The sequence below is a fragment of the Pseudomonas sp. McL0111 genome, assembly GCF_052567255.1.
In genome coordinates this window covers 3845543-3864848 of sequence record NZ_CP199585.1, presented here as the reverse complement: position 1 = coordinate 3864848, position 19306 = coordinate 3845543, and the positions used below count along the sequence as shown (strand labels likewise).

Sequence of the window (19306 nt, the reverse complement as noted above, 5' to 3'; positions counted from 1 at the left end):
CGGCAAATCGCTTAACGTCGGCCAGCCTAACCAGTGTCCCGGAACAAGCGGTGAGCCCCAAATGACAAAAAGCGATCAGCTACCCGCCAACGCCTTTTACGCGCCGACCCTGCTGCCGGCCATCGAAGAACTGCTCGCCCGAGGTATCAGCCGCGAAGCCATCGAAGCGCAATTCCACCGCAGCCTGTTCGACTTGCGCACGCCGTTCATGCGCATTCCGCTGGTGCTGTCGCGGCGCTTCTGGGCGTTTGCGCTAGAACAGACCGACGACCCGTTGATCGGTCTGGCAGCGGGCCGGCGCTTCGTTTCCACCGCCACCAATGGCTTGACCTATCTGTTCGACGTGGCTGTTTCGCTGGAAAGCGCCTGCGATTACTTCGTGCGTTTTTTCCCGTTTTTCAACGGCCATTACCGGGCGCAGATCGTGCGTGACGGCGATGCAATCGAACTGCGTCTGCTCGACGCCGGCAGCTTGCAAGCGTGCGCGCCGATTGCCGATTACATCCTCGTCAGCCTGTGCAGCATGCTGCGACGCAAGTTGCTCGCCAGTGGTCTTGAGCGTGATCCGGTATTGGCGGTGACGCTGGTTTCGCCGAGCAGTGAAGAACATGAAAAGGCCTTTCGGGCGCCGGTGCATGGCTCGCAGGAGTACCCGGCGATTCAACTTGATCCGCAGTTGTTCACTGCGCCACTGACTCCGGGCAATCAGGGGCTGGAACAGACCTTGGTCGAGTTGCTGGAACAGACCCGCAGCCACTGCGAATCGACGCTGCTGGAGCAACTCAGCGATTACTTGATCGAGGATCTGGCGAGTGCCGACTGGAAGCAGTTTTGCGCTGATCGACATCTGGTGGAACGCACGGCAGCGCGGCGGCTTAAAGCGCTGGGCTGGAGTTTTTCAGAGTTGCTGGATGAGTATCGGCGCTATCGTGCGGAGGATTTGCTGCAGGCGGCGGAGCTGGAATTGGTGCAGATTTCTGATCGGCTGGGTTATAGCGATGTGCAGAGTTTCAACCGGGCGTGTCTGCGGTGGCTGGGGTGTGCGCCGGGGGTTTATCGGGCTCGGTGGATCAAGGTTTAGAAGTTGCGGTGATTGAGCGGGCCTCATCGCTTGCAGGCAAGCTCCTACAGTTGAAGCGGGTACGACGCCAATCCCTGTGGGAGCTTGCCTGCAAGCGATAAGGCCAGTGAGCCCACTACAAACCTCACTCCCCCACCGCCACATTGGACCCCGCCTCACCCGGCGTAACGATGGTATTCAAATCAATATGCTTCCACTCCGGCTTGGCCCCCAGCCGCGCATTGAAGCGGTAGTTGAAGGTGAAGTCGTCAGCCGTCGGCACCGTCAACGGTTTGCCATACACCGCCTCGATCCCCGTCAGGTCATAGCCCATCAACTGCAACAGCGTCGGGAAGATGTTGTAGTGGCTGGAGCGGTTCTTGTTGGTCGCCAGTTGCGCCTGCCAGTCGAGGGTTTTCAGCTCACTGCCGGAAATCACCACCAGCGGCACCAACCCCTCCTCTTCCACCGGATCACCGCCACAATGCGTATTGAGCCCGGGATTACCGCGTTCATGCAGGTCCTGGCCATGGTCGGAGGTGTAGATCAGCAGCGCATTGTTCAGATTGGCCTGGGCAAACACCCGCGCAAAGAACTCGCCGACATTCCATAGCACGGTGTTCTTGTAGGCATTGCGATACAGCACCCAGTCATCCGGCTGCCCGTTGAAACCGTCGCGCTTGCCGGTATCCGCGACCTCTGTGAACTGCCCGCGTGGCAGGGTCGGACGGTAGGCCATGAAGGCATCGGGGTATTTGTCGTGTACTGGAAAATGCGCGCCGACCTTGTTGATCACCACCAGCTCCGGTTTGTCGTCGTTGAGCAACTCGATCAGCTTCGCCGCTGCCGCCATGTCGCGGTCACGGACGCTGGTCTGATCAAACTGGACGAACTCGTCGATGTCCTTCTTCTCGGTATCGGTCATCAGGTTCTGCAGATTGCCGCCGGTGCGCTGCGCGTCGATATACACCGTGCGCAACCCAGCCTGTTTCGCGTACTGCCAGATCGACGGTAGCGTGCTGTTGATGCGCATGTAGTCAGTGCGGGTGCCGCCGTAGCGCAGGGTGACGTTGGTGTCGGCGCTGCAATTGGCGACGGAGGCGGCATAGCCGTAATTGAAAATATCGACGCCGGGGTGCGCCTCTTTGAGATTGCTGTGCACACCGAACGGCGCGTTGATGTCCAGGTAATTGCCGGAAATGCTTTCATCGATGATCAGCACGATGTCATGGCCGACCGCTTGCCCGTTGCGCGCCAGCGTCACCGGCTCACGCGGGCCGACGGTGTTGTGCAGCGCTTCATAGGCAAACAGGTTCAGATAGGCCAGCGGCGTATACATGATCGGCAAGCCGCGCGCGCCCTCACCCGCCCGCAGAAACAACACCGCGCTGAGTAACAACACGCCACACAGCGGCGCCGCCACACGTAACGCATTCGGCACAACAAGCGCATGACGCGGTTTCAGACCGATGCCGAACAACAGCAACAGGCCCGTGAGCGCTCCATGAATGATCGCATCGCGGTACTGATACGCGGCTTCCTGAATAAAGCCACCGGAGTACACCAGCGAAACAAAGCTGCTGTAACTCAGGTAATCGGCAGTAACCCGGGTATATACATCGAAAAACACCGCCGAAACAAACATCGCCAATGCGAATAAATGCCGAATGAGTGTCTGGCGGATATAGGCCGTTAGATATAACGCTATCGTCAGCGCCAAAAACATCGCGCCAAAAAGAAGTACAGCCGGGCCCATGCCGATAGCATTTAACCGATCTACGTAATATTCGGAATAAAGCAGCAGGTAAATAACTAGAAGCAGTTCTTTCGAATATCGAAACATGGCAATTCCGGTCGCTCGAAACGGCTTTTGGTCAATCATTTGTCGGTGAAAATCTGACACTAGCACCCGGCCATCAAAGCGCAAGAAATGGCTGGTTTTTATCGAAAGCGTCAAAAAAACGTTGACTCAAATCTGACACACTCCAGCCGCTACAAGCCTTTAATTTCGCGGCCTGTGACCGTCTATCGCATTCTTCTAAATGTGAAAAAAGCGTCAAGCACGGGACAAATCGAGACGTAGCAAGCACTTGATGGCCAATCGCCCGAAAAATTCGAGGTGTTATACAGGTGCAACATGTCATTTTGCTGACACGCTTTTCTCACCCTGCGCTATACCCCTTTTGACAGTTCGATTTTAATTCTTTTTCACCGTCTTACGAGGCACGCCAATATGGACGTGAGCGTATTTGGTACGGGCTATGTTGGCCTGATACAAGCAGCGGCACTTGCCGATGTCGGACATCGCGTTTTGTGTGTCGATATTGATTCGAACAAGATTAAACAACTACAACAAGCTGTACCGCCAATCAGCGAACCCGGTTTGTCCGCCACTTTGGAAGAAAACATCAAGGCCGGTCGCTTGTTGTTCAGCACCCAGGCCAGCGATGCCGTTGAGCACGCCGAGCTGATTTTCATCGCCGTGGGCACACCGGCCGATGAGGACGGCTCCGCTGACCTCAGCCATGTGCTGAATGTGGCGCGGCAAATCGCCTCGCACATGGAGGCCGATCGCACGCTGATCATCAAGTCCACCGTACCGGTCGGCACCGCCGATCAAGTCGCCGCCACCGCCAATGAAGAACTGCAACGGCGTGGCAAAAGCGCGCTGAAGGTGCGGATGGTCTCCAACCCCGAGTTTCTCAAGGAGGGCAGCGCCCTCGCCGACTGCATGCGTCCGGACCGAATTATCGTCGGCACCCTTGACGACGAGGCCCGCGAGCAGATGAGCGAGCTCTACGCGCCGTTCTGCCGCAACCATGAAAAGCTGATGTTCATGGACAACCGCAGCGCCGAACTGACCAAGTACGCCGCGAACGCGATGCTCGCCACGCGCATCAGCTTCATGAATGAACTGGCCAACCTCACCGAATTGCTCGGTGCCGACATCGAAGCGGTGCGTAAAGGCATCGGCTCCGATCCGCGCATCGGTTATCACTTTATCTATCCCGGTTGCGGCTTTGGTGGTTCGTGCTTCCCCAAGGATCTGCGTGCCCTGCTGCACACCGCCGAACACAACGGCATGCCGCTGAAACTGCTGCGCAGCGTCACTGAGGTCAACGACACGCAACGGCACATTCTGTTCAGCAAACTCAAAGCGCAATTCCCCAAGGGTCTGGCCGGCAAATCGATTGCCGTGTGGGGTCTGGCGTTCAAACCCAACACCGACGACATGCGCGAAGCCCCAAGCCGTTACCTGATGGATGCGCTGTGGGCCGAAGGCGCCAGCGTCCAGGCTTACGACCCGGAAGCGATGTCCGAATGCCGGCGTATTTATGGCTACCGCAACGATCTGCACCTGTGCGCAACCCGCGATGACACGCTGGAAGACGCCGACGCACTGGTGATCTGCACCGAGTGGAAAAATTTCCGCGTGGTCGATTTCGAGTTGCTGGCGAGCAAGCTGCGCTCGAAGGTGATCGTCGACGGTCGCAACCTCTACAACCCTGAACACGTGGCTGCCGCCGGCCTGCATTACACCGGTATCGGGCTGCGCCACATTGCTCCTGAAGGGTTGCGGCCATGAAAATCCTGGTCACCGGCGCGGCCGGATTCATTGGCGCACATTGCGTGTTGCGGCTGATGCGTGAGGGACACACGGTGGTCGGTCTGGATAATTTCAACGCCTACTACGACCCGCAGCTCAAACGTGATCGTGTGGACTGGGTGCGTGATCAGGTCGGTGACTTTCACCTCGCCAACATCGATCTGGCCGACGCGCCGGCCATCGATGCACTGTTTGTCCGCGAACAACCACAAGTGGTGATCCACCTCGCGGCGCAGGCCGGGGTGCGTTATTCGCTGGAAAATCCTCGGGCCTATCTGGACAGTAATCTCAGCGGTTTCCTGAACATTCTTGAAAGCTGCCGGCATCACCCGGTCGAGCACTTGATCTACGCCTCGTCGAGTTCGGTGTACGGCGCCAACCAGCACATACCGTACTCGGTACATGACGGGGTCAACCATCCGCTGTCGCTGTACGCCGCAACCAAAAAAGCCAACGAGCTGATGGCCCACAGCTACAGCCATCTGTTCGGCATTCCCAGCACCGGTCTGCGTTTTTTTACCGTGTACGGGCCGTGGGGCCGGCCGGACATGTCGCCGATCCAGTTTGCCCGGGCGATCACCGATGGCACGCCGTTGAAGCTGTTCAACTATGGCGAACACCAGCGTGATTTCACCTACATCGACGACATCGTCGAGAGCATCGCCCGCCTCACAAACCATCCGCCACACGCGCACCCGGAATGGGATCGCGAGCATCCCGACGCCGGCACCAGCATGGCCCCGTGGTGCCTGTTCAACATTGGCGGTCACCATCCGGTGGCGCTGAAAAGCTATCTGGCGCTGATGGAAAAACACCTCGGTCAGAAAGCCATTGTCGAGCTGCTGCCGATGCAACCGGGCGATGTGCTCAACACCTGTGCCGAGACCGACGATCTGGCCCAGGCCACCGGATTCGAACCGCGAATCGAACTGGACGAGGGACTCGGGCGCTTCATCGCCTGGTTCCGCGATTACTACCCCACTGCCTATCGCCCACGCGCCGCTCGCGGCTGACTATCAGCGGAGGACTCCATGACTGGACATGAGAAAGGTGTACCGATCCAACACTTGCAGCGCGACAAGCGCATGGACCCGGAACAGCGCATGCGTCTGGACGCAGCGATCCATCGTCAGGGTCGTGGCTGGTTCACCGGTCGCGACGGTGGTCGACCATGGACACTGTCGCGCACCAACCGAGTCGTAGCCTGCATCGGTGCATTGCTGATTCTGCTGGTGTTTTCGCCGCTGTTGCTGGGCTTGGCACTGGCGATCAAGTTCACCAGCCAGGGCCCGGTGATGTTCGTGCAGAAACGCACCGGCTATCGCGGTCGCAAGTTCGGCATGTTCAAGTTCCGCACCATGGTCAGCAACGCCGAAGAACTCAAGGAGTCGCTGCGTCACCTCAACAAGCACGGGGCCGACGCCATCGATTTCAAGATCGACAAAGACCCGCGCATCACCGGTATCGGTGGTTTTCTGCGGCGTACCAGCCTCGATGAATTGCCCAATCTGTTCAACGTAGTGACCGGCGACATGCGCCTGGTCGGCCCGCGTCCGACCTCGTTCAACGCCTATCGCTACAAGGACAACCACCTTGCACGTCTGAGCATCTACCCCGGCATGACCGGCCTCTGGCAGATATCCGGGCGCAGCAATATCGACTTCGACCAGCGCGTTGAGTTGGACCTCAGCTACATCGCCGAGCAAAGCCTTTTGCTTGATCTGAAGATCCTGTTGAAAACCCCTTTCAAAGTATTCAGCGGCCACGGAGCAAGCTAATGGACGGTTCAACCAACAAAAGTCTGAGCATCGCTAGCCCCAGCGAGTCGAACCTGACCTCGACCGTGCTGGATCTGGATCTGCGGATTCTGTTTCTGACCGCCGCCAACCCTGGCGCCGGCACCACCACCAGCGCTCTGGCGCTGGCCAGCCAACTGGCGCAAATGAGCAGCGGCCAAGTGCTGCTGGTGGACGCCAGCCAGTCGGCGAACAACCTCACCCAACAGTTGAACCTGAGCAAAGAGCGCGGCCTGCGTGATTTGCTGTTCAACCCGGACAGCCCGCCGCTGTTACAGGACTGCGTGGTGCAGGTGTCGAGCCTGCCCTTCCACGTACTGCCCAACGGCCGGCCGATTCGCACCACCGAACACCTGACCGCCGAGCGCCTGAGCCCGTTGCTCGACCAGTTGGGCAGCCAGTACCGCTTCGTGGTGATCGACGGCGATGCGGTGTATTCCGCCGCCGACACCTTGGTTCTGAGCACTCAGGTCGATGGCGTGGTGTTTGTGGTTCGCGCCGAAGACACCCGCTGGGAAGTCGCCCAGGCCGCCGTGCAACGGCTGACTCAGGCCGGGGCAAAAGTGGTCGGCAGCGTGTTCAACCGGCGCAAGTACTACATGCCGAAATGGCTCTACAAAAACCTGTAAGCAAACGCGAGGGACGACGCCATGAACGCCAAGATACTGGTTCTGCTGATGCTGCCGCTTGCAGGTTGCTCCAGCAATTCCGAAACCCAGACGATGCCGGTGAATATCCTCACCGCCGCCCCGGCCAACGCTCAAGCCACCGACATGCCGAAGATCGAGCAGACCCTGCGCCCGCAGGATGTGCTGGACGTGATCTTCCACATCAGCACCAGCGGTTCGGATGCTTATCGCGTGCAGTCGGGTGACCAGATCGGCCTGAACTTCACCGCTGCCAGCCAGCTCAACGGTAATCAATTGGTGCTGCCGGACGGCACCATCAATCTGCCGGGCGCCAACACCTCGGTGAAAATCGCCGGGCTGACCAGTGACGAGGCACGCGACGAAATCCAGCGTGCCTATCAGCGCAAACAGCTGTTCCAGCCCAACCGCAATCAGCTGACGGTGCAAATCATCAGCCCGCTGACCAATGAACAGAACCTGAAAAGTGCGCTGAACCACCCGGCCACCGGCATGAGCCGCGAGATTACGGTCGGCACCGACGGCTATGCGAGCTTTCCGGAAATCGGCGCCGTGCCGCTGCAAGGCATGACCGTCAATCAACTCGAAACCTTCCTCAACAGCAAATACGCGGCACTGCCGGGGCGGATGAGCGTCGACGTGCTGCTCAAGTCCACCGCCGGCAACGAAATCTATGTGCTGGGCGAAGTCGGTCAGCCGGGCTCCTACCCGATCCGCCGCCCGGTCTCGGTACTTGAGGCGCTGACCCTGGCCCGTGGCACCAACGTCAAGGCGCGCCTGGATTCGGTGGTGATCATGCGCCGCAACGGCAATCAGGTGCAGGCCGTGCACTACGACGTCGAAAAAGCCCTGGCCGGTGACGCGTCGCAAATCGCTTACCTGCAACCGGACGACATGCTTTTCGTACCGAAAACCAAACTGGCCAGCGCCGGCGAACTCGCCCGGCAACTGGCCGACGTGGTGCTGTTCCAGGGCGTGGGGTTCAGCTTCGGCTACCGCGTCGACAACAAAGGCAGCAACAACAATTAACTCTCAGGTGACCGACCATGAACCCAAAGGAAAACTACCTGCATGAGTTCTTCAGGATCTTCTTCGCCAACAAGCAACTGGTGAAGCGTGTCTTCCTGATCTTTGCAGTCATCGCGCTGTTGCTGCCATTGGTGCTGAAGCAGAGCTTCGATATCACCGCGCAGGTGATCGTGCAGTCGAAAAAACTCTCCCAGGGTGACGCCACCACGTCACTCACGGTGGACAACGCCACGTTCATTCCGCCGTCACTGGCGGACATGGAAACCGAGAGCAATATCCTCCGTTCGCCAGCACTGATCCGCCAGACCATCAGCGAACTGCGCGACAAGGGCGAGTACAGCCCGCCTGCCGGAATGTTCGCCCGACTGGTCGGCGATCCGTTCAAGCGCTACGTCACTTCGCCGCTGCGCCAATACGTGATCAATCCAGTGCGTAACGCCTTGGGGCTGCAAACCGATCCGGTGCGTGACACCGCGCTCGACGCCTTGACCCAACAGGCCATCGACAGCCTGAAAATCGAGACCTTGCCGGGCTCCAACGTGATCTCGATCGTCTACAGCTTCCCCGACCCGCATCAAGGCACGACGTTTGTCGCCGCCCTGCTGCAGAACTATCTGTTCAGCCGTCAGGCGCTGCAATCGATCGACCTGCCGCAGTCGTTCTACGAATCGAAAAAACACCTGTATCAGGTGCGCCTCGATGGTCTGGAAGGCAACCGCCAGGCGCTGCTGGAAAGTGTCGCGTCGTCCGATCCGAAGGAGGAAATCACCTTCCGCCTGAACGCGATCAACACCGAAGAACAAGCACTGAACCTGTATCAGGATCGCCTGTTGCAGAGCCAGCGCTGGCTCGAATACCTGAAAACCAGTCTCGCTGCCGCGAGCAGTAACAAGCTCAACGACTACACCTTCCCCTACACCTTCACCACCACCGTCGACAACGTGGCGTTCGAAGATCGGGAGATCAAACAGCTCGGTGAGCAACTGACCACTCAGGTCAGCCGCTACATGAACGATCTGGCGGTGTTCCAGCCTGGCAGTGAACCGATGCTGCTGACCCGCGAGCAAATCTCCCGCACCCGCCAGCAATTCCTCAAAGTGGTAGCCAACCGCATTCAGGAACGCACCAACGACCTGGCCGTGGTGCAACAGGTGATCGATCAGAAAACCGCACGCATCACCGACTTCAAAAACCGCATCCACACCTTGCAGCAAACTCAAAGCAAGCTGCGGCAGATGGACACCGAGATCGATGCGATGCATGCAGCGTTCTCGACCTACGCCCAGCGTTTCGCCGAAAGCAGCACCACTGGCGCGCTGAACGACGACCTGTCGAACGCCCGGGTGCTCAGCCCGCCGTTCGAACCAACCGAGCCGGCGTTCCCCAAACCAATGTTGATCATTCCGTTCGGGTTGTTCACCGGTCTGTTGTTGGCGATTGCCTTTGTCTACGTGCGTGAGTTCTTCGATCACCGCTTCAAACATCCGGCGCAAATCACCCATGAACTGGGCCTGCCGGTATTGCTGGTGATCAACGATCAGAACGCGCAACCGGGTAATCCGCACAAAAACTGGACCGTGCCGAGCTTCGTGCACTGGGTGCGCAATTGAACACCGCGTCCTCCCCGAACGCCGCGCTGCCGATCATTCATTTGCTCAGCAGCGGCGGTTTCTATGGGGCCGAGCGGATGTTGCTGGATCATTGTCTGGCGACGCCGGGGCAGCATCAGGTGCTGTTTCTCGACGCGCCAGCCGAACTGATCGCGCGCTTTCGCGACGCCGGGGTGGACGCTCACGGTTGTGCAGGTCTGGGGGGCTTGCTGCGGCACTTGCGTCAACGCCGCAGCGAGCATCCGCTGATCAACACCCACAATTTCAAAGGGCTGCTGTTCGGCTGGGTTGGCGCGACGTTGTTGCGCCTGCCGCTGGTCATCACCCAACACGGGTTCACCCCGCGCAGCCGCAAGCAGAAGTTCTACACCTGGCTCAGCCTGCAACTGTGCCGCACCGCTTCAGTGGATCGAGTGGTGTGCGTGGCCGAGAGCATCGCCGTGCTGCACCGTCAGGCCAGTGTGCGGGCGGAAAAGCTGCAAGTGATTCCCAACGGTTTACCGGCTGCCGCAGCGATGATTCCTGACCTTGACCGGCAACGCTGGCTCGCCGGTTACGTCGGACGCCTAAGCAGCGAAAAAGGCCCGGATCTGTTTCTCGATGCACTGATCCCGCTGTGTCATCAGCACCCGCAACTGGATGCGGTGATGCTCGGCGATGGCCCTGAACACGAGGCATTGCAGGCGCGGATCAACGCCGCAGGTCTGCAACAACGGATTCGTCTGCCGGGTTATCAGACCGACATGCAGCCCTGGTGGCGGCAACTGGATGCGCTGGTGATCAGCTCGCGCACCGAAGGCACACCGATGATTCTGCTGGAAGCAATGCAGGCCGGCGTGCCGGTCGTGGCGTTTGGTGTCGGCGGGATTCCCGATGTGCTGCAACACCGGCAAAGCGGTCTGCTCGCGACTCCGGCAGACAGCGCCGCCCTCGCCCGCCAACTGACGACTCTGCTGACCGAGCCGAACCTGGCCCGGCAACTGCGCGACAACGCAAAACGCACGCAACTGGATCGCTACGACCTCAAGGCCCTGGCCGAACGCTGGTCGCAGCTGTACATCCGCACGGCACGGGAGGCACGCGCATGATTTTCCCGCTCTCGATCGTCAGTCTGCTCGCTCTGGTCTGCGTCGGTTTGCTGGCCAGCCCTTATCCGTATCTGGCGCCGGGCGCGGTGCTCGGGCTGGTGGGTGTCGCAGTGCTTTACCGCAAACCGACCTGGGGCCTGCTCGGGATCGCTGCGCTGGTGCCGTTCGAGGGGTTTTTCAAAGACAGTTCGCTGTCGGGCAGCAAGCTGCTCGGCGCCTCGCTGGCAGTCATCCTGATGCTACAACTGGCGCTGCATCAGATTCCGTCCGAGCGTCTGCGCAGCAATATCTGGCGTTATCTGATCGTCTTCATGACCCTGTACTTTCTCAGCCTGCTCAACACCGATGACATGGGCATGTCGCTGGGGCATTTGCGTGAACTCAGCGTCGGCCTGATCCTGTTCGTCATCACGCTGTTGATCGGCCGCGATCTCAACCTCGATCTATTCACCCGGCTGGTGACCCTGAGCGTCAGCGCCACCTGCGCCATGGCGATGTTCTCGACCAAATTCCAGGATCAGGGGCGCGCCGCCGGCCTGCTCGAAGACCCTAACGCCTTCGCCCTGCTGATCGCTTTTGCCGTGCCGATGGGCCTGTTGCTGGTGATTCGCAGCCCGAACCTGTTGCACCGGTTGTTCTGGGGCGGTTGCTGCCTGCTGCTGCTCGGCGGCATGACCAAAACCGAATCGCGCTCCGGGCTGGTGGTGCTGGCGCTGAGTCTGTTGATCGGTTGCTGGCATTATCGGACGCAGCTTGCGCACATTCGGCCACGGCATCTGGGTTTCGCCATGCTCGGCGCTGCCATCGTCATCCCGCTGGCGATCTACGCGATGCCCGCCGGTTACATCGCCCGTATCCAGTCGTTGAGCGTATTGAGCGCCGGCGCCAAGGGCCACGATGACGAATCTCTCGGTCGCCGCGCCTCGTACATCGTGGTCGGCAGCCAGATGATCCGCGAGAACCCGTTGCTCGGTTCCGGCCCCGGCACCTTCCCGCTGCACTACGCGACCACCGGTTACGCCAAGGCGTTTTCCGCCAACCGCAAGATCGGTGACCTGTACCGCCGCGCCCACAACACCTATCTGGAAATCTTCAGCGAACTGGGGATTCCGGCCGGCCTGATGTTTGTCGGCATGCTGACGCTGGGCCTGTACAACCTGATCCGCGCCCGCCGCGAGTGGATGCAGCGCCGCGACTGGCATCAGGCCGACCTGATGACCCACCTCGGCGTGAGCTTCCTGTCGCTGACGCTGTTCCTGATGTTCCTCAGCGCACCGAACCAGAAATACGTGTGGATCATGCTCGCGCTGACCAGCGTCCTGCGTCTGAAGGCTGAGCAAGCGCCGAAGCTGGAGGTCAGAGCATGAGCCGCATCAGCATTGTCATCCCGATGTACAACGAAGCCCGGCACATTGGCCGTACCTTGCTGGCTGCGCAAAAAGCCGCGTACGCCGCCAACGTCGAGTGCGAACTGATCGTGGTCGACAATGGCTCGACCGACGATGGCCCGTACATCGCCCGGCAGTTCGGTGCGCAAGTGCTGGTGTTGCCGGGATTGCTGATCGGTGCCCTGCGCAATCGCGGCAGTCTGCTGGCGAGTGGTGACTGGCTGGCGTTCATCGATGCCGATGTCGAAATGCCGGAAGACTGGCTGCAACCGCTGTTCGATCTGGAGGCCAGTGGCAAGGCCGATGTGTTCGCGCTGGACTTGCACACCCCGGCCGAAGCGCCGTGGTTCGCCAGCGCCTGGCAGCGCCGCACGTTGCGTGTGTCCTCGCAGACCTCACACGCAGTGGACTGGTTGCCAAGCGCCAATCTGCTGATGCGCCGCACCTGGTTCGACAAAGTCGGTGGTTTCAACGAAACCCTGCGTACCGGCGAGGACAAAGAGTTCACCCTGCGCCTGCATGAACAAGGTGCGCGCTTGCTGTCGATCAATAACAACGTCGCCCTGCACTGGGGCTACGAAATGAACTGGCGCGAGTGGATGGGCAAGGAAATGTGGCGTCAGGGCAGCCATCTGCAATTGCTCCGTACCCACGGTTTCAGCCTGCGCCTGCTGCGCTTTCCGATGTTGTCGCTGGCGGCATGGCTGCTGGACCTGATGGCGATTTCCGCACTGCTCAACGGTTTCCCGCATCACGCGGCGATTATGGTGTCACTGACCCTGATCCCGGCGCTGGTGCTCAGCGTGCGTCAGAGTTCGCGTCACCATAATCTCGCCCTGACCCTGCAACTGTGGGGCCTGCACTGGATACGCCTGCACCTGGCCGGGGCCGCGTTCATTCTCAGTCTGTGTCATTGGAACGCCAGGAGGCCTGCCCGTGGCTGAATTCATTTTCTGGACCTGCCTGTTGCTGCCGGTGTACGCCTATCTTGGCTACCCGCTGCTGCTGACATTGCTGGCGCCGCTGTTCCCGGCCTGGCGGCACACGCCGGCACCGCCGCTGAACATCAGCATCGTGATCGCCGCGCACAACGAGGCGCGGCACATCGAGCACAAGCTGCGCACGCTGCTGGCCCAGGATTATCAGGCCGCCACCTTGCAGATCATCCTCGCCAGCGACGGTTCGACTGACGACACCGTGGCTTGCGCGCACAAAGTCATCGACCCGCGCATCACCGTGCTCGACCTGCCGCGCCAGGGCAAAGCCGCGACATTGAATGCCGGGACAGCGCTGAGCACTGGCGACATTCTGGTGTTCACCGACGCCGACAACCAATGGTCGCGCGACACCCTCGGTTACCTGCTCGCGCCGCTGAGCGACCCGCAGGTCGGCGCGTGTGCCGGGCACATGGTGATCCCGGTGACTGGCGGTGGCTTGAGCGTCGGCGACAGTCTGTATCGGCATTACGAAGGCTGGCTGCGCCGGGTGGAGAATCGCACCGGCTGCATGGTCTCCGCTGACGGCGCCTTGCTCGCCCTGCGCCGCGAGTTGTTCCAGAACGTGCCGGCAGAGGTCAACGACGACTTCTTTCTCAGCACCTGTGCGCCGATAGCTCACAAACGCATCGTCTATGTGCCCGAGGCGCAAGTCATCGACCACGGCGTCGATGAGGCCGACAAACAGTTCCGTCGCCGCCAGCGCGTCACCGTCGGTGGTCTGCAAAGCCTCGCCCAGCGCAGCGAGCTGCTCAACCCGCTGAAACATGGCCTGTATTCGCTGGCGCTGATCAGCCACAAGCTGATCCGGCGTCTGGCGCCGATCCTGCTGCTGCCGTTGCTGCTGAGCAACTTCTGGCTGTGGAACGAGCATGGTTTCTATCGACTCAGTCTGATCGCGCAATTGTTCGGTTACGCCGTGGCAATTGTCGGGCTGCTGGATTCGCAACACCGCTTGCCCAAACCGTTCCGCTTCGCTGCATTTCTGCTGGTCACCCTTGCCGGGATGAGTGTCGGCCTGTGGCAGTTTCTGCGCGGTCATCGATATGCCCAGTGGAATCCTGAACAGAACCGTTGAGAGGACACATGCCATGGCGATCAAACAACTGATAAAACGCACCAGTGGCTGGCTTTACCTCAACTCGCCCGTAGGCCGAAATCAATTGCAAGGCGCCGGGGTGATTCTGATGCTGCACCGGGTGCTGGCCAATGACCGCGCTGCCGACCTGCCGCATCGCAATGAACTGTGCGTCGGGCCCAAGGCTTTCGAGCATTTGCTGGTGTGGTTGCGCCGGCATTTCGATTGCGTGCCGCTGATGGAAATCCTCCAGCCGAACTCGCTGCGCAGCGAACGTCCTCAGGTCGCGTTGACCTTCGATGACGGCTGGCGCGATAACGCGGAAAACGCCTTCCCGCTGCTGCAAAAACATCAGGTGCCGGCGAGCATTTTCCTTTCTACCGATTTCATTGGCAGTCGCCAGCGCTTCTGGTGGGAAAGCCTCGGCGAAACCCTGTGGGGCAGCCACGGCGAAAAAGCGCGGATGCATTTGATCGAATGCCTGCACGCCATCGGTCATCCACTGCCGGTGCTGCTCGACGATATCGATACCGATCGGCGCAGCCTGTCGCTGCTGCATTACCTGCAATCGTTGAAAGAGCTTGAACCGGCGATGCTCGACCGCCTGACCGACGAATGCCCGCCGGAGTCGCAACCGCAAGCGCTGGACTGGCATCAGGTGCGCTCGCTGGAATCGTCCGGGCTGGTGCGGTTCGGCCCGCATGGCGCCAGTCACGCGATTCTCACGGGGCTTGATGACGTGCGCCTGCACGAAGAAATCAGCCGCAGCCGCGATGCGCTGTACAACGGCTGCAACCGGCCGCTGCCGGTGTATTGCTATCCCAACGGTGACAACGACGAACGCGTGCGCAAGCAGATCGCCGAGCATGACTACCCGTTTGCGCTGGGCACCGGCACCGGGATTTATCGCGGTGAAGGCGATCCGCTGAACCTGCCGCGCTTCGGTGTCAGCCAGCGCACGGCGCGCAATCCGGAACTGCTGTCGTGGCGGATTTTTCGCGGCGCGCGGCCATGAGTCGCAGCAGTTACCTGAAACACCTGGCGCTGAGCATGGGCACCAAACTGGCGATGATCGCCCTGCGTTTGCTGCGCAACGTGCTGCTGGCGCGCATTCTCGGGCCGAGCGAACGTGGGCTGTTTGCGTTACTCAGTACCCTGCCGGACTTGATCAGCGCCGCCACCAGCGGCGGGTTGAATTCGGCGGTCGGTTATCAGGCGGCCAAGCAGCGGCCGATGGGTTTGCTGCTCAGTCAGGTGCTGGTGTTTGGTTGTTTGCTGGCGGCGTTGTTGACCTTGCTGGTGGTGGCGCTGGTGCGCGAGTTCGGCAGTGAACTGGACGTCACCGTGCAACTCGGTTTGCTCGCCTGGCTGTTGCTGCTGGCGGTGCCGCTGACCGTGCTGAAAAGTGGCTTGCTGACCTTACACAACGCCTCGGGCGGCGTGGTCGCATTCAATGCCTTGCGTCTGGTCGAATCGCTGGCGCCGCTGCTGCTGTTTCTGGCGTTGTTCTGGATGTGGAAAAGCGCCGCCCTCGAAGCGGCGCTGATCAGTTGGCTGGCCGGAATCAGCCTGGTGGTGCTGGCCGGTTGGGTCTGGCTCAAGCGCGCACAACCGTTGCACCTGCAATGGGATCGTGCCGGACAGAAAGAGCTGCTGCGCTACAGCGCCCGCAGCCATCCGGACTTGCTGTTTCAACAAGTGATTCTGCGCTCGGATTACCTGTTCATCGGTGCCCTGCTCGGCAGCACCGCGCTCGGTCATTACGCGATGGCCAGCGCTGCCGCCGAACTGTTGCTGATCGTCCCGGAAGCGGTGACCACGCCGTTGATGAAACGCCTGCTGCAACAGGACGAAGGCATGGACAAGGTCACGCCACTGGCGCTGCGCCTGACCGCCACGGTGATGCTCGGCGCCTGTCTGAGCATGGCGCTGATCGGTAACTGGCTGATCGTCACCTTGTTCGGCGTGGCTTATCAACCGGCCTATCCGGCGCTGCTCGCGTTGCTGCCGGGGCTGCTGGGCTTGTGCTACGCAAGCATTCTGCGTCTGGACTTGCTGGGCAAGAATCGCCCCGGAGCGGTGTCGCTGCTGATGGGTCTTGGCGCCCTGCTCAATCTGGCGCTGAATCTGGTGATGATCCCGGCCTACGGCATCGTCGGCGCAGCGGCGGCGTCGTCGATTGCCTATCTCGCAGTCACCATCGCCATGCTGGTGCTTTATTGCCGCCTGAGCCACGTACCGTTCTGGCAAACCCTGATCATTCTGCCCAGCGACTTCGCGCCGATGTGGTTGATGCTGCAACGCCGGAAGGCTGCATGAAAGGCCTGTTCCTGCTAATCGGCCTCGGCCTGTCGCTGGACGCGACGGCGGCGTCGATGCGCTGGGGCGAGATTCGTGACGGCAGTCTGTATCTGCAAGCCAGTGGCCCCGACACCGTGACCGTGCGCTGGACTCCAGCGTGGCAGGCCGATGCCAATGAAGAGCATCTGTACCTGATCGACGGCCAAGGCAAATTGCAGGGTGACCGCTTCATAAAGGCCAGTGAAATCCGTGGCAGTCAGAGTTGGCCTCTCGCGCCGAATGCGGCCAGTTATCGACTGGAAATCCCCGGCTACAGCTTTCGCAATTATCGCGTCGAGCACGACGAAAACACCGTAGCGCTGTTCGCCCCGGCCAAGGTGCATTTCAGTGCGCAAACCCACAACGGCGACGAGTTGTACTTCAAAGTCGCGCCGGGGGAACACGCAGTACTTGCCGGCAAATTCCACGGCGGTGTCAGCGCTTTGCAGGCGCAACGCGTGGGTGACGGGCAAGCGTTGACGCTGGCACTCAAACCCTACCGCGCCTACTGGCAGTTCGATCAAGTCGCATTACCGGTCAGCGAGCGCGAGCAAGTCTGGCGCCTGTGTCTGCAAGGCAACGGCAAAGCGGCGTTCTGGCTCGACGGCACGGCCAATCTGTTCGCACAGAACCCACAGCAGCTCCGGCCTCTGCGTGAAGATGCCGGACAGATCCGTTTGACCCTGCACGACAAAGTGCTCGGGCGCACGCCGGATCTGGGCATCGCCCTGCCCTACGTGCTGCCGCCACCGGCCAGCCATGCTGCGCTCGATGCGTTGAAACCGACGGCGGCGAGTTACTACAGCTTTGTCGATGTGATGGCGAGAAACCCACATTTCGAAGACGCGTTCCGCAAGGTTTATCAAGATCGTTTCGGCATCAAGCAGGACATCACCTTGCTCGCTGGCAGTCAGCGCCAGGCCGATTTGCGCGCCGATGCGCAAAGCAGCAGCGGCCTCGATGCGTGGCTCGCCGGCACCCGCGCACTGGGCGGCAAAGGCACGCACTACATCGGTTTTGCCGACGAGCCGAATCTCAACTATTCGAGCTACGCGCAGTATCAGGCGATTTTCACCAGCATGGCGCGGCAAGTGCGCAGCGATCCGGCGAATGCCAAGGCTGGCGTGCGCATCGCCATGCCCGCCAGCTCGCGACTGGTCAACGGACCGTTTGCCGACAACGCGGCGGACAAGCGCGGCATCGACTGGGCGCGGCGTCTGCTGGCCGAATCCGGCACTCAGATCGATGCCTTGGCCTGGCACGAATGGATGATCCGCGACCTGCTCGCCACTCGGGTTTATCGCGACAGCGTGCGCCGCGCCGCCGAACTGGTCGGCCTCGACGCCAAGGGTCAACCGCGCAAAGCGCTGCTGCTGGATCAGACCAATATGTCCAGCGGCTCAAGCCTGAGCCCCTACGATCAGGAAACCCATTACGCCTCGCTGTGGTGGGCCTCGGTGGTGATCAACGCCTCGCAGGATGGCTTGCTGAGCATGCTCAGCTGGTTTCAGGCCGCCGACGAGCCGCAGTATCCCAAAGGCATGTTGCGGGTGCTGGGGGATGATCGTTTCGAGCTGAAACCGGTCGGTCTGGCGCAACAGTTCATCGCGCAGCACTGGCTGCATCAGGTGCTGTGGCTGGAGAACGATGCGTTTGAAGTCGATGTGCTGGCGATGGCCGACGACAAGCAGCATGGCCTGCTCGGGGTGAATAAAGGCACGCGCATGCAGCGTGTCGATTTGAGCGGCGCCAAGTGCCCGCTGAACAACGGCGCATTGCGCTACTTCGGCGCCGACAACCGCAGCCGCGACGCGCCATTTGCCTGCCGCGACGGTCGCGTCAGCTTTGATTTGCCAGGGGAAACCCTGTTCGCCCTGAGCTGGATCGCGTCATGAACCCTTATTCCGATTAGAGAAATGGCCTGGCAAACACACAATCTTTGGTGTTCACCTGGCCAAGGTTCAGGAGTCAACGAGATGAGTATTTTCAGCAAACTCAGTGAAAACATCCGGCAAAAAGGCCTGCGGGCGACCGTCAGTAAAGTGTGGAAGCACTACGTGTTTTCCCATCAGGAACTGCTGTGGATGGAGCGCGATCTGGTCAGCCCGGTGCCGCCACACAACCTCAAACCCTATCCGCCGCTGCGGGTGGTGAAGATCTCCGCCGACAACGCCAGCGCCTTCGCCCGCTACTTCGGCGACCGCGTCGGCACCATGGCTGAACTGGCCAACGAGGGTTATACCGGACACATGCATCTGGACGATCAGGGTGACGCCGTGGCCTTCATCTGGGGCAGCGCCCGCGACTATTTCGACCGGCATTACTACGGCTGCATGTTCCCGGTGAAATCCGGTGAGTTTTTCGAATTCGGTGGCGAACTGACCCGCGCCTATTGGGGCTCGGAACTGTCGGTGGATCTGCAACTGGAACTGTGGAAAGCCATGGCCGATCAGGGCTGCGACAAAGTGGTGGACGTCTGCGAGTTCCACAACATCCCGGCACTCAAGCTGCACTTGCGCATGGGTTACACCGAGCAAGGGCGGATCATGAACGTCTACACGCTGTTCGACCGCTGGCGCTTCTACCGCGAAACCCGCTACAGCGGCTCGCGTCTGGATGCGTTGCGCAAACCTTCCCGTCCACCTGTCACAGCTGTGGCGACCTGAGC

16 protein-coding genes are annotated in these 19306 nt (G+C 60.5%); 15 read left to right on the top strand and 1 reads right to left on the bottom strand.

From position 1 onward, the window contains the following. Nucleotides 1-61 precede the first annotated feature (61 nt). Entirely contained in the window at nucleotides 62-1081 is a 1020-nt protein-coding gene (locus tag ACTWLJ_RS17765) for a helix-turn-helix domain-containing protein (RefSeq protein ID WP_445177773.1), read from the top strand. Nucleotides 1082-1205: 124 nt separating this feature from the next. On the opposite strand, the gene ACTWLJ_RS17760 is transcribed toward ACTWLJ_RS17765, so the two are convergent. Then, on the bottom strand, nucleotides 1206-2903 hold the full coding sequence (locus ACTWLJ_RS17760; RefSeq protein ID WP_445177772.1) for a sulfatase-like hydrolase/transferase: 1698 nt from the start codon (nucleotides 2901-2903) through the stop codon (nucleotides 1206-1208). A gap of 390 nt (nucleotides 2904-3293) precedes the next feature. Here ACTWLJ_RS17760 and ACTWLJ_RS17755 point away from each other — a divergent pair, with 390 nt between their 5' ends. The 14 genes from ACTWLJ_RS17755 (at nucleotide 3294) to ACTWLJ_RS17690 (ending at nucleotide 19304) form a co-directional block, all read left to right on the top strand. Next, nucleotides 3294-4646 carry a UDP-glucose dehydrogenase family protein gene (locus tag ACTWLJ_RS17755; RefSeq protein ID WP_445177771.1) on the top strand — a complete coding sequence of 451 codons (1353 nt, stop codon included), beginning with the start codon at nucleotides 3294-3296 and terminating at the stop codon, nucleotides 4644-4646. Beyond that, nucleotides 4643-5680: an NAD-dependent epimerase gene (locus ACTWLJ_RS17750; RefSeq protein ID WP_445177770.1), complete on the top strand. Its 1038-nt coding sequence runs from the start codon at nucleotides 4643-4645 to the stop codon at nucleotides 5678-5680. The genes ACTWLJ_RS17755 and ACTWLJ_RS17750 overlap by 4 nt, the downstream gene beginning before the upstream one ends. Nucleotides 5681-5698: 18 nt before the next feature. Beyond that, complete coding sequence (locus ACTWLJ_RS17745) at nucleotides 5699-6445, top strand: sugar transferase (RefSeq protein ID WP_401211583.1); 747 nt, start codon at nucleotides 5699-5701, stop codon at nucleotides 6443-6445. Beyond that, entirely contained in the window at nucleotides 6445-7092 is a 648-nt protein-coding gene (locus ACTWLJ_RS17740; protein ID WP_445177769.1) for a CpsD/CapB family tyrosine-protein kinase, read from the top strand. The genes ACTWLJ_RS17745 and ACTWLJ_RS17740 overlap by 1 nt, the downstream gene beginning before the upstream one ends. 21 nt (nucleotides 7093-7113) lie before the next feature. Further along, nucleotides 7114-8139, top strand: a complete 1026-nt coding sequence (locus tag ACTWLJ_RS17735) for a polysaccharide biosynthesis/export family protein (protein ID WP_445177768.1) — start codon at nucleotides 7114-7116, stop codon at nucleotides 8137-8139. Between the two features lie 17 nt (nucleotides 8140-8156). Then, entirely contained in the window at nucleotides 8157-9749 is a 1593-nt protein-coding gene (locus ACTWLJ_RS17730; protein ID WP_445177767.1) for a GumC family protein, read from the top strand. Then, nucleotides 9746-10837 carry a glycosyltransferase family 4 protein gene (locus tag ACTWLJ_RS17725; protein WP_401211595.1) on the top strand — a complete coding sequence of 364 codons (1092 nt, stop codon included), beginning with the start codon at nucleotides 9746-9748 and terminating at the stop codon, nucleotides 10835-10837. Before ACTWLJ_RS17730 ends, ACTWLJ_RS17725 begins: the two co-directional genes overlap by 4 nt. Beyond that, nucleotides 10834-12204 (top strand): O-antigen ligase family protein, encoded by a 1371-nt coding sequence (locus tag ACTWLJ_RS17720; RefSeq protein ID WP_445177766.1) that lies wholly within the window; start codon nucleotides 10834-10836, stop codon nucleotides 12202-12204. The genes ACTWLJ_RS17725 and ACTWLJ_RS17720 overlap by 4 nt, the downstream gene beginning before the upstream one ends. Continuing rightward, nucleotides 12201-13169: a glycosyltransferase gene (locus ACTWLJ_RS17715; RefSeq protein WP_445177765.1), complete on the top strand. Its 969-nt coding sequence runs from the start codon at nucleotides 12201-12203 to the stop codon at nucleotides 13167-13169. Before ACTWLJ_RS17720 ends, ACTWLJ_RS17715 begins: the two co-directional genes overlap by 4 nt. Further along, nucleotides 13162-14298 carry a glycosyltransferase gene (locus tag ACTWLJ_RS17710; protein ID WP_445177764.1) on the top strand — a complete coding sequence of 379 codons (1137 nt, stop codon included), beginning with the start codon at nucleotides 13162-13164 and terminating at the stop codon, nucleotides 14296-14298. Before ACTWLJ_RS17715 ends, ACTWLJ_RS17710 begins: the two co-directional genes overlap by 8 nt. A gap of 13 nt (nucleotides 14299-14311) precedes the next feature. After that, nucleotides 14312-15313, top strand: coding sequence for a polysaccharide deacetylase family protein (locus ACTWLJ_RS17705; RefSeq protein WP_445177763.1), 1002 nt, complete (start codon nucleotides 14312-14314; stop codon nucleotides 15311-15313). Then, nucleotides 15310-16617, top strand: coding sequence for a lipopolysaccharide biosynthesis protein (locus tag ACTWLJ_RS17700; protein WP_401211607.1), 1308 nt, complete (start codon nucleotides 15310-15312; stop codon nucleotides 16615-16617). The genes ACTWLJ_RS17705 and ACTWLJ_RS17700 overlap by 4 nt, the downstream gene beginning before the upstream one ends. Then, entirely contained in the window at nucleotides 16614-18533 is a 1920-nt protein-coding gene (locus ACTWLJ_RS17695; RefSeq protein ID WP_445177762.1) for a hypothetical protein, read from the top strand. The genes ACTWLJ_RS17700 and ACTWLJ_RS17695 overlap by 4 nt, the downstream gene beginning before the upstream one ends. Before the next feature lie 81 nt (nucleotides 18534-18614). Next, nucleotides 18615-19304 (top strand): N-acetyltransferase, encoded by a 690-nt coding sequence (locus ACTWLJ_RS17690; protein WP_445177761.1) that lies wholly within the window; start codon nucleotides 18615-18617, stop codon nucleotides 19302-19304. Nucleotides 19305-19306 lie beyond the last annotated feature (2 nt).

Bases quoted from the DNA above. Each gene is read 5' to 3' on its own strand.
- ACTWLJ_RS17735 (WP_445177768.1), top strand. From the start codon at position 7,114: ATGAACGCCAAGATACTGGTTCTGCTGATGCTGCCGCTTGCAGGTTGC.
- ACTWLJ_RS17760 (WP_445177772.1), bottom strand. From the start codon at position 2,903: ATGTTTCGATATTCGAAAGAACTGCTTCTAGTTATTTACCTGCTGCTT.
- ACTWLJ_RS17695 (WP_445177762.1), top strand. From the start codon at position 16,614: ATGAAAGGCCTGTTCCTGCTAATCGGCCTCGGCCTGTCGCTGGACGCG.
- ACTWLJ_RS17715 (WP_445177765.1), top strand. From the start codon at position 12,201: ATGAGCCGCATCAGCATTGTCATCCCGATGTACAACGAAGCCCGGCAC.
- ACTWLJ_RS17690 (WP_445177761.1), top strand. From the start codon at position 18,615: ATGAGTATTTTCAGCAAACTCAGTGAAAACATCCGGCAAAAAGGCCTG.
- ACTWLJ_RS17745 (WP_401211583.1), top strand. From the start codon at position 5,699: ATGACTGGACATGAGAAAGGTGTACCGATCCAACACTTGCAGCGCGAC.
- ACTWLJ_RS17765 (WP_445177773.1), top strand. From the start codon at position 62: ATGACAAAAAGCGATCAGCTACCCGCCAACGCCTTTTACGCGCCGACC.
- ACTWLJ_RS17750 (WP_445177770.1), top strand. From the start codon at position 4,643: ATGAAAATCCTGGTCACCGGCGCGGCCGGATTCATTGGCGCACATTGC.
- ACTWLJ_RS17755 (WP_445177771.1), top strand. From the start codon at position 3,294: ATGGACGTGAGCGTATTTGGTACGGGCTATGTTGGCCTGATACAAGCA.
- ACTWLJ_RS17740 (WP_445177769.1), top strand. From the start codon at position 6,445: ATGGACGGTTCAACCAACAAAAGTCTGAGCATCGCTAGCCCCAGCGAG.
- ACTWLJ_RS17700 (WP_401211607.1), top strand. From the start codon at position 15,310: ATGAGTCGCAGCAGTTACCTGAAACACCTGGCGCTGAGCATGGGCACC.
- ACTWLJ_RS17730 (WP_445177767.1), top strand. From the start codon at position 8,157: ATGAACCCAAAGGAAAACTACCTGCATGAGTTCTTCAGGATCTTCTTC.
- ACTWLJ_RS17705 (WP_445177763.1), top strand. From the start codon at position 14,312: ATGGCGATCAAACAACTGATAAAACGCACCAGTGGCTGGCTTTACCTC.
- ACTWLJ_RS17720 (WP_445177766.1), top strand. From the start codon at position 10,834: ATGATTTTCCCGCTCTCGATCGTCAGTCTGCTCGCTCTGGTCTGCGTC.